This is a genomic window from Janthinobacterium sp. TB1-E2, from assembly GCF_036885605.1.
GTDB lineage: Bacteria > Pseudomonadota > Gammaproteobacteria > Burkholderiales > Burkholderiaceae_D > Janthinobacterium > Janthinobacterium aestuarii.
Map to the genome: position 1 here is coordinate 367,831 of NZ_CP142523.1, position 13,720 is coordinate 381,550.

The 13,720-nt window shown below is 60.8% G+C and carries 13 protein-coding genes; 9 read left to right on the forward strand and 4 right to left on the reverse strand.

Going from position 1 to position 13,720, the window contains the following annotated elements; translation table 11 throughout:
• Nucleotides 1-51 precede the first annotated feature (51 nt).
• The 4 genes from OPV09_RS01580 to OPV09_RS01595 all read left to right on the forward strand — a co-directional run bounded on the left by OPV09_RS01580 (nt 52) and on the right by OPV09_RS01595 (nt 5,455).
• Nucleotides 52-1,260, forward strand: coding sequence for an ABC transporter substrate-binding protein (locus OPV09_RS01580; protein WP_034752659.1), 1,209 nt, complete (start codon nt 52-54; stop codon nt 1,258-1,260).
• Between the two features lie 161 nt (nt 1,261-1,421).
• Nucleotides 1,422-2,306, forward strand: a complete 885-nt coding sequence (locus OPV09_RS01585; protein ID WP_034752662.1) for a branched-chain amino acid ABC transporter permease — start codon at nt 1,422-1,424, stop codon at nt 2,304-2,306.
• 31 nt (nt 2,307-2,337) lie between these two features.
• Nucleotides 2,338-3,318, forward strand: a complete 981-nt coding sequence (locus tag OPV09_RS01590) for a branched-chain amino acid ABC transporter permease (RefSeq protein ID WP_034752665.1) — start codon at nt 2,338-2,340, stop codon at nt 3,316-3,318.
• 76 nt (nt 3,319-3,394) lie between these two features.
• A complete protein-coding gene (locus OPV09_RS01595) occupies nt 3,395-5,455 on the forward strand; it encodes a 3-hydroxybutyrate oligomer hydrolase family protein (protein ID WP_338680294.1) in 2,061 nt (686 codons plus the stop codon).
• A gap of 46 nt (nt 5,456-5,501) precedes the next feature.
• Here OPV09_RS01595 and OPV09_RS01600 read toward each other — a convergent pair whose 3' ends face one another.
• From OPV09_RS01600 to OPV09_RS01615, 4 genes are all read right to left on the reverse strand, one after another.
• Complete coding sequence (locus OPV09_RS01600; protein WP_034752671.1) at nt 5,502-6,293, reverse strand: EAL domain-containing protein; 792 nt, start codon at nt 6,291-6,293, stop codon at nt 5,502-5,504.
• A 44-nt stretch (nt 6,294-6,337) separates the two neighbouring features.
• The gene (locus tag OPV09_RS01605; RefSeq protein WP_034752674.1) at nt 6,338-7,495 is read right to left on the reverse strand and encodes an iron-containing alcohol dehydrogenase; all 1,158 of its coding nucleotides are present in this window, start codon (nt 7,493-7,495) and stop codon (nt 6,338-6,340) included.
• Between the two features lie 85 nt (nt 7,496-7,580).
• Complete coding sequence (locus OPV09_RS01610; protein WP_034752676.1) at nt 7,581-7,940, reverse strand: NADH-quinone oxidoreductase subunit A; 360 nt, start codon at nt 7,938-7,940, stop codon at nt 7,581-7,583.
• Nucleotides 7,941-7,951: 11 nt separating this feature from the next.
• On the reverse strand, nt 7,952-8,272 hold the full coding sequence (locus OPV09_RS01615; protein WP_072456011.1) for a DMT family transporter: 321 nt from the start codon (nt 8,270-8,272) through the stop codon (nt 7,952-7,954).
• 328 nt (nt 8,273-8,600) lie between these two features.
• On the opposite strand from OPV09_RS01615, the gene mnmG reads away from it, so the two are divergent.
• From mnmG to OPV09_RS01640, 5 genes are all read left to right on the forward strand, one after another.
• The gene (mnmG, locus tag OPV09_RS01620; RefSeq protein WP_338680295.1) at nt 8,601-10,538 is read left to right on the forward strand and encodes a tRNA uridine-5-carboxymethylaminomethyl(34) synthesis enzyme MnmG; all 1,938 of its coding nucleotides are present in this window, start codon (nt 8,601-8,603) and stop codon (nt 10,536-10,538) included.
• Entirely contained in the window at nt 10,535-11,179 is a 645-nt protein-coding gene (rsmG, locus tag OPV09_RS01625) for a 16S rRNA (guanine(527)-N(7))-methyltransferase RsmG (RefSeq protein WP_072456007.1), read from the forward strand. Before mnmG ends, rsmG begins: the two co-directional genes overlap by 4 nt.
• Nucleotides 11,180-11,336: 157 nt before the next feature.
• Nucleotides 11,337-12,107, forward strand: coding sequence for a ParA family protein (locus OPV09_RS01630; protein ID WP_034752687.1), 771 nt, complete (start codon nt 11,337-11,339; stop codon nt 12,105-12,107).
• Nucleotides 12,108-12,171: 64 nt separating this feature from the next.
• Entirely contained in the window at nt 12,172-13,059 is an 888-nt protein-coding gene (locus OPV09_RS01635; protein WP_034752690.1) for a ParB/RepB/Spo0J family partition protein, read from the forward strand.
• A 270-nt stretch (nt 13,060-13,329) separates the two neighbouring features.
• The gene (locus tag OPV09_RS01640; RefSeq protein ID WP_034752692.1) at nt 13,330-13,698 is read left to right on the forward strand and encodes an ATP synthase subunit I; all 369 of its coding nucleotides are present in this window, start codon (nt 13,330-13,332) and stop codon (nt 13,696-13,698) included.
• Nucleotides 13,699-13,720: the final 22 nt, after the last annotated feature.

The following is a 13,720-nucleotide window of genomic DNA, read 5'->3' on the forward strand; positions in this document are numbered from 1 at the left end:
CATCGACCAGCAATCGTCTGAATAGCAAACAATAATCCCAACGGAGACACCATGAAACGTAACGCTATCGCCATTGCCACCGCCACTCTTTGTGCATTGGGCTTTTCCGCTGCCGCGCACGCCCAGGTATCGGGCGACACCATCAAGATCGGTTTTATTTCCGACATGTCGGGCGTGTATTCCGACGTCGACGGCCTCGGCGGCGCGGAAGCCATCAAGATGGCGATCGCCGATGCCGGCGTCGTACTGGCCGGCAAAAAGGTGGAATTCATTTCCGCCGACCATCAAAACAAGGCCGACATTGCCGCTTCGAAAGCGCGCGAATGGTTCGACCAGCAAGGCGTCGACATGCTGATCGGCGGCACCAATTCCGGCGCCAGCCTGGCCATGGCCAAGGTCGCGGCGGAAAAGAAAAAAATCTTCATCGCCATCGGCGCCGGCTCCTCGCGCCTGACGAATGAAGAGTGCACGCCGTACACCGTGCACTACGCCTACGACACGGTGGCGCTGGCGCGCGGCACGGGCGGCACCATCGTCAAGCAGGGCGGCAAGAACTGGTATTTCATGACGGCCGATTATGCGTTTGGCCACTCGCTGGAAAAAGACACGGCCGAGGTCGTCAAGGCGGCCGGCGGCAAGGTGCTGGGTAGCGTCAAGCATCCGCTGGGCGCCTCGGATTTCTCTTCCTTCCTGTTGCAGGCGCAATCGTCCAAGCCGCAAATCCTCGGCCTGGCCAATGCCGGTGGCGACGCCATCAACAGCATCAAGGCGGCCAACGAGTTCGGTTTGACGAAGTCCATGAAGTTGGCCGGCTTGCTGATCTTCATCAATGACATCCATTCGCTGGGCCTGAACCTGACGCAGGGCATGTACCTGACGGATGGCTGGTACTGGGACTTGAATGCGGATACGCGCGCCTGGTCGAAACGCTATTTCGCCAAGATGAAGAAGGAGCCATCGATGCTGCAGGCGGCCGACTATTCGGCGGCGGCGAACTACCTGAAAGCCGTCAAGGCGATCGGTACGGATGACACCGAGAAGGTCATGGCCTACCTGAAAAAGACCAAGATCAACGACATGTTCACCCAGAATGGCGAAGTGCGTCCCGATGGCCGCATGGTGCACGATATGTACTTGATGGAAGTGAAGAAGCCGTCCGAGTCGAAATACCCATGGGATTACTACAAGGTGGTCGCCACCGTGCCCGGTGCGCAAGCGTATGTGACCAAGGCCGAGTCGAAGTGTTCGCTGTGGAAGTAACGCTGTAGCAACCTCCACAGAGTGCCCGCCTGCGCGCGGGCGCTCTGTCCTGCATGCGCTTCGCCCGCAGGGTTCGCCTTGCGCCGCCGCACCCGTTTGCGGTGGCGCGTTTCCCTTGATACCACACTGCTATCTGGCGGTGCTTTTTATACTGTGATGCCATGGAAATTTTCGGCGTTCCAATACAAGCGATGATGAGCCAGCTGCTGCTGGGTCTCGTCAACGGCTCGTTCTATGCCATGTTGTCCCTCGGTCTGGCCGTCATCTTCGGCTTGCTTAACGTTATTAATTTCTCGCACGGCGCCATGTACATGATGGGCGCCTTCCTGGCCTGGATGGGCCTCAGCTATTTCGACATCAATTACTGGGCCATGCTCGTCATCGCCCCGATCCTCGTCGGCCTGGTCGGCATCCTGATCGAAAAGACGATGCTGCGCTGGCTGTATAAACTCGACCACCTGTATGGCTTGCTGCTGACCTTCGGCATCACCCTGATAATGGAAGGCGTGTTTCGCTCGTTCTATGGCGTCTCGGGCCAGCCGTATGCCGTGCCCGAAGCGCTGGCCGGCGCGACGGACCTCGGTTTCATGATCTTGCCGAACTACCGCGCCTGGGTGGTGATCGCATCGCTCTCCGTGTGCCTGGCCACCTGGTTCGTCATCGAGAAAACCAAATTAGGGGCCTACCTGCGGGCCGGCACGGAAAACCCGAAACTGGTGGAAGCGTTCGGCATCAACGTGCCGCTGATGGTGACGTTGACGTTCGGCTTCGGCGTGGCGCTGGCCGGTTTCGCCGGCGTGCTGGCGGCGCCCATCATCCAAGTCTCGCCGCTGATGGGTTCGAACCTGATCATCGTCGTGTTTGCCGTGGTGGTGATTGGCGGCATGGGTTCCATCATGGGTTCCATCCTGACGGGCCTGGGCCTGGGCGTCATCGAGGGCCTGACCCGCGTGTTCTACCCGGAAGGCTCGGCCACCGTGGTGTTCGTGGTGATGGTCATCGTGCTGCTGCTGCGTCCCGCCGGCCTGTTCGGCAAAGAAAAGTAATCCTCATCAGTCATGTATTGGAGCTACCACGATGAATAAGAATGTAGGCTACGCCATTGCCTTGCTGCTGGCGTTGGCGGCCCCGTTTTACGGCTATCCCGTCTTCCTGATGAAGTTGCTGTGCTTTGCCCTGTTTGCCTGCGCGTTCAACTTGCTGATCGGCTATACGGGTTTGCTGTCGTTCGGCCACGCGGCCTTCTTCGGCGGCGCCGGTTATGTCACCGGCTACGCGCTGCGCACCTGGGGCTGGCCAACGGAACTGGGCTTGCTGGCTGGCGTCGCCACGGGGGCCTTGCTGGGCCTGGTGATCGGCGGCCTGGCGATCCGCCGCCAGGGCATCTACTTTACGATGATCACCCTGGCGCTGGCGCAGATGGTGTACTTCCTGGCCTTGCGACTGCCGTTCACGGGTGGCGAGGATGGCTTGCAAGGTGTTCCACGTGGAACCTTGCTCGGCACGATAGACCTGGGCAACGACACCGTCTTGTACTACGTCGTGCTGGCCATCTTTGTCGCCGGCTTCGCCCTGATCGTGCGCACCATCCACTCGCCGTTCGGCCAGGTGCTCAAGGCGATCAAGGAAAACGAACCGCGCGCCATCTCGCTCGGCTACGACGTCAACAAGTACAAGCTGATGGCCATCGTGTTGTCCGCTTCCTTGGCCGCACTGGCCGGCGCCACCAAGACCCTGGTGCTGGGCTTTGAAACCCTGACCGATGTCTATTGGGGCATGTCGGGCCTGGTCGTACTGATGACCCTGGTGGGCGGCATGGGCACCTTGTCCGGCCCCATCCTCGGCGCCGTGCTGATCATCGCGCTGGAAAACAAGCTGGGCGATGTTGGTACTTACCTGGCCACGCACACGGGCATCGAATGGTTCGGCACCCTGGGCGAATCGGTGGGCATGGTGACGGGCGTGATCTTCGTCATCTGCGTGCTGATGTTCCGGCGCGGTATTGTCGGCGAAGCCATCGCCCGCTTCGGCGGCAGGGCTGCCAAAGCCGCGGTCTGATTTTCAAGCAACGCCGGACGGATCGTCCGGCGTTTTTCATTGTGCGTCCACTGTTACTTCAACGGAGAGTACCACCATGCAAATGACGATCATGCGCGCGGGGAGCAGTCTGTGCACCTTGCTGGCATTGGCAGCCTGCGGCAGCAACCATGCGCCGGAAGAACTGAACCAGATGCCCGGCTACCTGGGTACCATCACGCGGGCCGACTACGACGGCAAGACGAACGATCTGCTGACGGCTGGCCTCGGCAAGACGGGGCTGGCGGGAGCAACTCCCGCGTATGCGAACGTGGAACAGCCGACGCCGCTCGAACTGCGCCGCAATGCGATTTACGCCAATTACCGTGCGGTGCTCGACATTGCCGCCAACAGCGGCTACGGCACCCTGTACGGACCGAACGTGGATGCGTCCGGCAACGTGGGTACGGGCGAGGGCCTGGTCGCGGGCAGTGAATACATCGCCTATGCCGATGATGGCACGGGCAAGAAGAATGTTACCTTGATGGTGCAGGTGCCGGCCAGCTTCGACCCCGACCATGCCTGCATCGTCACGGGCACGTCGAGCGGCTCGCGCGGCATCTACGGCGCCATCGGCAGCTCCGGTGAATGGGGCTTGAAAAAAGGCTGCGCCGTGGCGTATGCCGACAAGGGTTCGGGCACGGGCTTGTATGTGTTCGAGGACGACAGCGTCAACCTGCAGAACGGCCTGCGGGCAGGCAGGGTGGCCGCCGGCAAGAATGCGCTCTTCGCGCCGGACTTGAGCGACGCCGAGCGGCTGGCCTGGGCTGGCACCAACCCGAACCGCATCGCTTTCAAGCATGCGCACTCGCAGCAGAACCCCGAGAAGGACTGGGGCAAGGTGACCTTGCAGGCCGTCGAGATGGCGTATTACGTATTGAACGAGCGCTATGGCGTGCTGGCCCGCGACGGCAGTTCGCGCATCGTGCGCCTGACGCCGAAGAACACCATCACGATCGCCTCGAGCATTTCCAACGGCGCCGGCTCGGCCTTGCTGGCGGCGGAGCAGGATGCCAGGGGCTTGATCAGCGGCGTGGCGGCCAGCGAGCCGCAAGTCCAGCCGGCGGCATCGAGCGCCTACACCGTGCGCCAAGGCGGGGCGGCGGTGGCCAATCCCGGCCGCGCGCTGTTCGACTACGCCACCTATGCGGCCCTGTATCAGCCATGCATCGCCTCGGTGGCCGGCAATGCGGGACGCTGCACGGCGCTCGTCGCCAAGGGCTTATTGAACGGCGCCGACCTGGCGGCGCAGCAGGAGGACTCCAAGCAGCGCTTGCGCGCGTATGGCTGGTTGCCCGACTCCGATCCCTTGCAGGCCGCGCATGCGGGCACGAACATCCTCGTGGCCGTCACCTATGCGTATGCCTATGGAAAATTCTCCGTGACCGATAAAGTGTGCGGTTTCACGTTTGCGCAGACGGACGGCAGCGGCAATCCGATCGCGTTCACGTCGGCACAAAAGGCGGCCAGCTTTGCCGCACAAAATGGCATCCTCGGCAATGTCGTGTACGAGAACAGCGTGGGCGGCGCCAAGGTCTACACGGCCGGCGTGTCGCCGTCAAACAGCCTGGCAGACCAGTCGCTCGACGGCTTCCTGTGCCTGCGCAGCCTGGCGACGGGGCGCGACACCGTCAGCGGCGCCAACTTGCAAGGGACATTGGCCACGCAAAGCGTGCGCGTGCGGGCAGGCATGGCCGAGGTCGCGGCCAGCGGCAAATTGAATGGCAAGCCTGCCATCATCGTGCACGGCCGCAGCGACACGCTGATTCCCGTCAATCACGCGTCGCGCGCTTACGTGAGCCTGAACGCCGCCGTGGAAGGAGCGAATAGCCAGCTGCGCTATATCGAGGTGACCAATGCCAACCACTTCGATTCCTTCAGCAATGCCTTGCCGACCCTGATCGTGCCGCTGCACGTGTACCTGAACCGGGCACTCGACACCATGTATGCGCATCTGAATGCCAAGCAAGCTCTGCCGCCATCGCAGGTGGTGCGCACGGTGACGCGCGCCGATGCGTCGACCCTGATCACGAATGTCAACGTGCCAGCGATCGCCACGGCGCCGGCGCCCGGTAATGTCATCAGTGTGACGGGGACTGTCGTCGATATTCCCAACTAGGCTGTATCGTCTGTGGAACTTGCGGCCACGTTTCACGTGGCCGTTTTTATTCCCAGGCCGTATCGGCAATATCGCCCAGTCCCTGGAAGACGGGCTTGGAAAACCAGTAGCCCTGCATCAGGGAAATGCCGCAGCCGGAAAGAAAATCGCGCTCGGCGCGCGTCTCGATGCCTTCGGCCAGCACGCGGATACCGAGTTCATGGCACAGGCTGGCGATGGCCCGCACGATGGCCTGGCGCGGCGCATGCGTATCGATGCCGCGCACCAAATCCATGTCGATCTTGATGATGTCAGGCTGGTATTCGGCCAGCAAGTTCAAGCCCGCATAGCCGGCGCCGAAATCGTCGATGGCCGTCTGGAAGCCGAAGCGCCGGTAGGCGCGGAAGATCTCGACCAGATGCGGACGGTCTTGCACCCGTTCGCCCTCCGTCACTTCAAAGATGATTTTGTCGGTAGGGAAGCGATGGAGCTTGGCCGCTTCCAGGGTACTGCGGATGCACACTTCAGGACGGTAAACGGCGTTGGGCAGGAAGTTGATCGACAGAAATCCCTGCATGCCCAGCCTGGCGGCGCCGGCCACGGCCTTGACGCGGCAAGCCTGGTCGAAGCGGTAGCGGTTGTCGTCGTTCACTTGCGCCAGCACGCTGGCCGCGCTTTCGCCGTTGGGGCCGCGCACCAGCGCCTCGTGCGCATAAATGCTGCGCGTGGCCAGGTCGACGATGGGCTGATACGCATACTCGAAGGCGAACGGCAGCGGCGCGCTGTCGTGGCAGCCTGCACAGGCACCGTATGGAAAGCTGGTGCTGTCAGGATGGATGGGGATGTCGGGAGGCGTCATGGCGGCAGTGTAGCAGGGTGGGTTGGCGGACTCCGTCTGCTGGCTCACAATGCGGCCGCATAGATGGCGCGCGCGTCGGCGCGCGTGACGGGCCGGGGATTGTTGCCTAGCAAGCGCGTCTGCAGCATGGCTTCATCGGCCAGGCGGTCCAGGTCACCGGCTGCGATGCCCACCTCACGCAGGGTGCGCGCTATGCCGGTGGCCACGGCGATTTCCTGCATGGCCTCGATCAGGGCCACGGCCCGCGCTTCCTCGCTGCCCGCGATGCCGGGCTGCAGGATGGTGGCAAGTTGCGCATACAGGGGCGCCGCATGGGACAGATTAAAACGCAGCACGTGCGGCAGCACCAGCGCATTCGACAGGCCGTGTGGCACGTGGAACAGTCCCCCGATGGGATAGGCGAGCGCATGCACGGCGGCCACGGGCGCATTGGCAAACGCCTGGCCGGCCAGCATGGCGCCCAGCAGCATGGCTTGCCGCGCCGGCACGTTGCTGCCATCGCGGCAGGCGGTGACCAGGTTATTGGAGAGTAGCGACAGCGCTTGCGTGGCCAGCATGTCGGACAAGGGATTTTTCAGCAGGCGACTGGTGTACGCTTCGATCGCATGCACCATGGCGTCGATGCCGGTGGCGGCCGTCACGGCGGGCGGCAAACCGAGGGTCAGGCTGGCGTCGAGGATGGCCAGGTCCGCATACAGTTGCGGCGCGACCACACCCATCTTGCTGGTGGCGCCCGTGGTGACGATGGCGATGTGGGTGACTTCCGAGCCCGTGCCGGCTGTGGTCGGCAATTGCACGAGGGGCAGGCGCTGGCCGTGAACATTGCCGATGCCATACAGTTGCGCCAGTTCCTGGTGGCCCGGTGCCAGCACGGCGATCAGCTTGGCCACGTCCAGCGAGCTGCCGCCACCGAGGCCGATAATCAGTTCCACGTGAAACATCTGCGCCTGGGCCACGCCGGCCAGTACGATGGCTTCGGGCGGATCGGCTTGCACGTCGGAAAACACGTGGACTTCGATGCCGGCCGACTGCAAGCTGTGCAAGGGAGCATCGGCCAGGCCCGTGCGCAAAAAGCCCGCGTCGGTGACGAGCAGGGCGCGGCGCACGCTGGGAAAGTGATGGGCGATGTGCGTGCCCAGCTGGGCGGCGGCACCCGGTTCAACGATCAGATGGGGCACGGTGCGGAACTGGAAGGCGGACATGCAGACTCCTGACAGTAAGGACAGAAGCCAAGCTTACTCCGCTTTCCAGCCCCGCGCCTGTTTCACGTGGAACCTGATCCGTCGCTTACTCCCAGTCCAGCGCGCCTTTTTTCCACTCGTACACTAGCCCGATGGTCAGCACGGCGAGAAAGCCCATGACGGCCCAGAAACCGACCTGGCCCAGTTCGTTGACATTGGCCGCCCACGGCATCAGAAAGATGACTTCGATATCGAACAGGATGAACAGAATGGCGACCAGATAGAAGCGGACGTCGAACTTCATGCGCGCGTCGCCGAATGCTTCGAAGCCGCATTCGTACGGCGACAGTTTTTGTGCATCCGGTTTGTGCGGACCGAGCGCGCGCCCCAGCAGCATGGGCACGATACCGACGAGGATGCCGATCAGAATGAACAGCAGAACGGGAAAATAGTTTTCGAGGAGCATGGGGATTCCTCTCAGTGGCTCGACGACAGTTTCATCAGCACGATGCCGCACACGATGAGGACGGCGGCGCACACGCGCAGGATGTTGACTTGCTCGCCCAGAAAAACGATGCCGACGATAAAGGCGCCGACGGCGCCGATGCCCGTCCAGATCGTATAGGCCGTGCCCAAGGGCAGGGTGCGCATGGCCAGCGACAGCAAGCCGAAGCTGGCGATCATCATGACGATGGTAAGGACGGAGGGAGTGAGTTTGGTGAAACCCTCGGAGAGTTTCATTGAGTATGCCCACACGACTTCAAACATGCCGGCAATGAGTAATAGTATCCAGGCCATGGCGGCTCCTTATACAGAGCGGGCCGTCCCGGTGTGTGCCCATGATGGGGGAGGCCGTCCTCCTGGATGATCGTCACGATGGCCACAGGCGTGGCCACGGATGCGGACGATGCGGCAATTGTAGCAAACATTGCCGGATGCCGCAGCCCCAGCGCGGGCCCTGTCCTGGCACCGCTGCGTGTTCCACGTGAAACAAAAATCGCCGCTGACTTGCCCTTGCTGAGTAAAAATTAAGCAAAAATTGGCCCGTGGAAGGTTGCGCTTGCAAAAAGACTCTATAATCGGAGCTCTCTTCCCGCATTTTTACTTGCACTGTTACCTATTTATCATGTTATTTCCTACAGAATTCGACGTCATCGTTGTCGGCGGTGGTCACGCCGGTACCGAGGCGGCCCTCGCTTCCGCCCGTATGGGGCAGAAGACGCTATTGCTCACGCATAATATTGAGACACTGGGCCAGATGTCGTGCAACCCCTCCATCGGTGGCATCGGCAAGGGCCATCTGGTCAAGGAAGTCGATGCCATGGGCGGCGCGATGGCGATTGCCACCGACGAATCCGGCATTCAGTTTCGCATCCTGAACTCCTCGAAAGGCCCGGCAGTCCGCGCCACGCGCGCCCAGGCCGACCGTATTTTGTACAAGGCCGCCATCCGCACGCGCCTGGAAAACCAGCCGAATCTGTGGCTGTTCCAGCAAGCGGTCGATGATCTGATCGTCGAAGGCGACCGGGTCGTCGGCGCCGTGACGCAGATCGGCTTGAAGTTTCTTGCGCGCGCCGTCGTGCTGACGGCCGGTACTTTCCTCGACGGCAAGATCCACGTGGGCTTGAATAATTATTCGGCTGGCCGTGCCGGCGACCCGCCCGCCATCTCGCTGTCGGCCCGCCTGAAAGAGCTGAAGCTGCCGCAGGGCCGTTTGAAAACGGGGACGCCGCCGCGCATCGATGGCCGTACGATCGACTTTTCCGTCATGCAGGAACAGGCGGGCGACCTCGATCCCGTGCCTGTGTTTTCCGTGATGGGCAACACGGCCATGCACCCGCGCCAGGTGCCGTGCTGGGTCACGCACACGAATAGCCAGACGCACGACATCATCCGCGCCGGCCTGGACCGCAGCCCCATGTACACGGGCGTGATCGAAGGCGTGGGCCCCCGTTATTGCCCCTCGATCGAAGACAAGATCCACCGTTTCTCGGGCAAGGAATCGCACCAGATCTTCCTCGAGCCGGAAGGCTTGACGACGCATGAGTTCTATCCGAACGGCATTTCCACGAGCTTGCCATTCGACGTGCAGATCGCCCTGGTGCAGTCGATGAAGGGCATGGAAAACGCCCATATCCTGCGTCCTGGCTACGCCATCGAATACGATTATTTCGACCCGCGCGGCTTGAAGGCGTCGCTGGAAACGAAGGCCGTCGCCGGCCTGTTCTTCGCCGGCCAGATCAACGGCACCACCGGCTACGAAGAAGCGGCCGCGCAAGGCATGCTGGCGGGCCTGAATGCGGCCTTGCTGACGCAGGACAAGGAAGTCTGGGTACCAGGCCGCTCCGAGGCCTATCTGGGCGTGCTGGTCGACGATCTGATCACTCAGGGCGTGCAGGAACCGTACCGCATGTTCACCAGCCGTGCCGAATACCGTTTGAGCCTGCGCGAAGACAATGCCGACATGCGCCTGACGGAAATCGGCCGCACTTTGGGCTGCGTCGGCGACGCCCAATGGCAAGCGTTCGAGACCAAGCGCGAAGCGGTGGCGCTGGAATTGCAGCGCCTGCGTTCCACGTGGGTCAATCCGCGCATCCTGGCGGCCGCCGAATCGGAACGTATCGTGGGCCAGGCCATCGAACGCGAGTACTCGCTGGCGGACTTGCTGTGCCGCCCGAACGTCGCCTACGACACCTTGATGAGCATGACGGGCATGGAAGGCCAGGCCCTGGCCGGTCCCGGCGTGATGGATCCCGCCGTGCGCGAACAGGTGGAAATCCAGCTCAAATATGCGGGCTACATCGAGCGCCAGAGCAAGGAAATCGAGCGCCACGAACACTATGAAAACCTGGCCTTGCCGGAAGGTTTCAATTACCTCGATATCGGCGCACTGTCGGTCGAAGTGCGGCAAAAACTCGACAAGCAGCGCCCGGAAACCCTGGGCCAGGCATCGCGCATTTCGGGCGTGACGCCGGCGGCCATTTCGCTGCTGCTGGTGCACCTGAAAAAGCGCGGCTTTGGCGCCGCGCAGACCACCACTTTAAAGGACGAGGTTGTTGAATGAAGCAGTTTGACCGGGCCGCATTGGCCCCCATTTTGAATGAAGGCATCGCCGCGCTGGGGCTGGACCTGAGCGCGGATCAGACGGAAAAACTGCTCGATTACCTGGCCTTGCTGGCCAAATGGAATAGTGTGTACAACCTGACGTCGGTGCGCGATCCTATGCAGATGCTGACCCTGCATGTGCTCGATTCGCTGGCCGCCGTGCCGGCGTTCGCGGATGCAAAGAATGTGCTCGACGTGGGCGCCGGTGGCGGCTTGCCGGGCATGGTCCTGGCCATCGCGCGGCCCGATATCAAGGTGTCGATGATCGATACCGTGCATAAAAAGACGGCATTCTTGACGCAAGTGAAGGCCGAACTGGGCCTGAGCAACGTCACCGTGTACACGAAACGGGTGGAACAGCTGGAAGTGCAGCAGAAATTCGACGTGATCACCTCGCGCGCCTTTGCAGACCTGTCCGACTTCGTCAACTGGTCGAACCACGTGCTGGCCGAGGGCGGGCAATATATCGCCTTGAAAGGGGTGGCACCGCCAGACGAGAGAGAGCGATTGCCGGCAGACTGGAAAGTGAGGGAATTACGCGCTATCCAGGTGCCAGGGCTAAATGCAGAGCGTCATCTGGTCTTTATAGCAAGAATTTAAAAGTCGAAAATAAATGATATAAACAGTTTATACCGTATAAATAATATAAACCGTATAAACGATTTATATCGTATAAATTAAATAAATAGTATAAATCGTTTCGGTCCAATGCCGGGGCGCATGATGAAGTTTGCATCTCTTTACAACTAGAAGATACATGGCCAAAATTTTTTGTGTAGCAAATCAAAAGGGTGGTGTTGGTAAAACCACAACAAGCGTCAACCTCTCCGCCGGTCTGGCCAAGTTGAACCAGCGCGTGCTGCTGGTCGACCTCGACCCGCAGGGCAATGCGACCATGGGCGCCGGCATCAACAAGGCCGGCCTGAAGGCGTCGACCTATGAAGTGATGCTGGGCGAGTCCGATGTCAAGACGGCACGCCAGCGTTCGGAAGCGGGGCGCTTCGATGTCTTGCCGTCGAACCGCGAGCTGGCCGGCGCGGAAGTGGAGATGGTCGAACTGGACAACCGCGAACGCCGCCTCAAGGATGCGCTGGCCGAAGTGGACGGCGAATACGATTTCATCTTGGTAGATTGCCCACCGGCATTATCGATGCTGACCTTGAACGGCCTGTGCGCCGCGCATGGCGTGATCATCCCGATGCAGTGCGAGTACTACGCGTTGGAAGGCTTGTCCGACCTGGTCAACACCATCAAGAAGGTGCATGCGAACCTGAACCCGGATCTGAAGATCATCGGCTTGCTGCGCGTGATGTTCGATCCACGCATGACATTATCGCAACAGGTGTCGGCCCAGCTGGAACAGCACTTCGGCGACAAGGTGTTCAATACCATCATTCCGCGCAACGTACGTCTGGCCGAAGCGCCGTCGTACGGCCTGCCTGGCGTGACCTTCGACCCCAGCTCGAAAGGTGCCCAGGCGTATATCGCCTTCGGCGCCGAGATGGTCGAACGCATCAAACATATGTAAACAAGGGGCGGGCGTTTGCACTTCATGATGTAAGCGCTTACTCTGAAAACACGATTAGGACAGCATGGCTACGAAAAAATTAAAAGGATTGGGTCGCGGACTCGACGCCCTGTTGGGCGGCGGAGGTGGCGACTTCGCCAGTCCGGACACGAATCAACCGTCGAACTTGCCCGTGTCGCAAATGCAAGCGGGCAAATACCAGCCGCGCACGCGCATGGACGAGGGGGCCTTGAACGAACTGGCCGCCTCGATCAAGGCGCAAGGGCTGATGCAGCCGATCCTGGTGCGCCCGATCGGGCAAGACACCTTGAGCGGACTTGTCAAATATGAAATCATCGCCGGCGAACGCCGTTTCCGCGCCTCGCAACTGGCCGGCCTGACGGAAGTGCCGGTGCTGGTGCGCGATGTGGACGACCTGGCCGCCGCGGCCATGGCGCTGATCGAGAATATCCAGCGCGAAGACCTCAATCCATTGGAAGAAGCGCAGGGCATTCACCGCCTGATCGCCGACTTCAGTTTTACGCATGAGCAAGCGGCCACTGCGCTGGGACGCTCGCGCAGCGCCGTGTCGAACCTGTTGCGTTTGATGAACCTGGCCGCTCCCGTGCAAACCATGCTGATGGCCGGCGATATCGACATGGGCCATGCGCGCGCGCTGCTAGCCGTCGATGCGGCCAGCCAGATCACCTTGGCCAATCAGGTCGTGGCCAAGCGCCTGTCCGTGCGCGAAACGGAAAAGCTCGTTACCCGCACAGTCGAGGAAGCGGCCAACCCGGTCGAGCCGCGGCAAAAGGAAAAGTCGGGCGACATCGCGCGCCTGGAAGAAGAGCTGTCCGATGCGCTGGCCACGCCCGTGGTGTTCAAGATGGGCAACAAGGGCCGTGGCCAATTGGTGATTGATTTTGCCGATCTTGACGTACTGGATGGTTTGTTGACCCGCTTGCGTGGTTAAATAGCAAGCTGCAAAGACAGGGGCCATGCGGGTGTGGACAATCGGGCCATGCTTTCCGGATGCACCACGTGATTCCTTGATAACACGGCTGGGAGCGGCCAGACAAGCGGCTTTGCCATATAGTGGTGCAAATGGCGGCGAATAGTCGGTAAAGCGTCAGTTTCACGCAGCAATTGCCCTGCTGCGGTGCAGCAACGTTTGACTCTATAGATCAAAGCCAACTATAATCCCGTGTCTTTGCGTGTGTAGATTTTTCTGGGAACTTGGCAATTGAGTGATTCACAACAAAGTATTGCCAAGCCAGTCTACAAAGTAGTTGCCTTGCAGCTAGCAATCGCTATCAGTTTTGCCACGGTCACCCTGTTTTTCGGTGGCAGTGTCAGAGGCTGGTCCGCCGCATACGGCGGCGCTATCGCAGTCATCGGTAGCCTGGTGTATGCCCTGTTGGTAGTTCGCGGTTCTAGCGACGCCAATAAGGCATTCCGGGCGCATTTGCGCGCAGAAGTGGTGAAAATATTTATCACAGCGGTGCTGTTTATATTGGCACTGGTGTTGTTTCAGTCGGCCGCCTGGTTATGGCTGATCTTGGGTTTCGCGGTGGCAACCTTAGCATACTGGTTTTCATTGCTCGCTGTTTAATCATTGGTTTTGGGGCCTGTTG

Bases quoted from the DNA above. Each gene is read 5' to 3' on its own strand.
- mnmG (WP_338680295.1), top strand. From the start codon at position 8,601: ATGTTATTTCCTACAGAATTCGACGTCATCGTTGTCGGCGGTGGTCAC.
- OPV09_RS01600 (WP_034752671.1), bottom strand. From the start codon at position 6,293: ATGACGCCTCCCGACATCCCCATCCATCCTGACAGCACCAGCTTTCCA.
- OPV09_RS01605 (WP_034752674.1), bottom strand. From the start codon at position 7,495: ATGTCCGCCTTCCAGTTCCGCACCGTGCCCCATCTGATCGTTGAACCG.
- OPV09_RS01635 (WP_034752690.1), top strand. From the start codon at position 12,172: ATGGCTACGAAAAAATTAAAAGGATTGGGTCGCGGACTCGACGCCCTG.
- OPV09_RS01615 (WP_072456011.1), bottom strand. From the start codon at position 8,272: ATGGCCTGGATACTATTACTCATTGCCGGCATGTTTGAAGTCGTGTGG.
- OPV09_RS01630 (WP_034752687.1), top strand. From the start codon at position 11,337: ATGGCCAAAATTTTTTGTGTAGCAAATCAAAAGGGTGGTGTTGGTAAA.
- OPV09_RS01580 (WP_034752659.1), top strand. From the start codon at position 52: ATGAAACGTAACGCTATCGCCATTGCCACCGCCACTCTTTGTGCATTG.
- OPV09_RS01585 (WP_034752662.1), top strand. From the start codon at position 1,422: ATGGAAATTTTCGGCGTTCCAATACAAGCGATGATGAGCCAGCTGCTG.
- rsmG (WP_072456007.1), top strand. From the start codon at position 10,535: ATGAAGCAGTTTGACCGGGCCGCATTGGCCCCCATTTTGAATGAAGGC.
- OPV09_RS01595 (WP_338680294.1), top strand. From the start codon at position 3,395: ATGCAAATGACGATCATGCGCGCGGGGAGCAGTCTGTGCACCTTGCTG.
- OPV09_RS01610 (WP_034752676.1), bottom strand. From the start codon at position 7,940: ATGCTCCTCGAAAACTATTTTCCCGTTCTGCTGTTCATTCTGATCGGC.
- OPV09_RS01590 (WP_034752665.1), top strand. From the start codon at position 2,338: ATGAATAAGAATGTAGGCTACGCCATTGCCTTGCTGCTGGCGTTGGCG.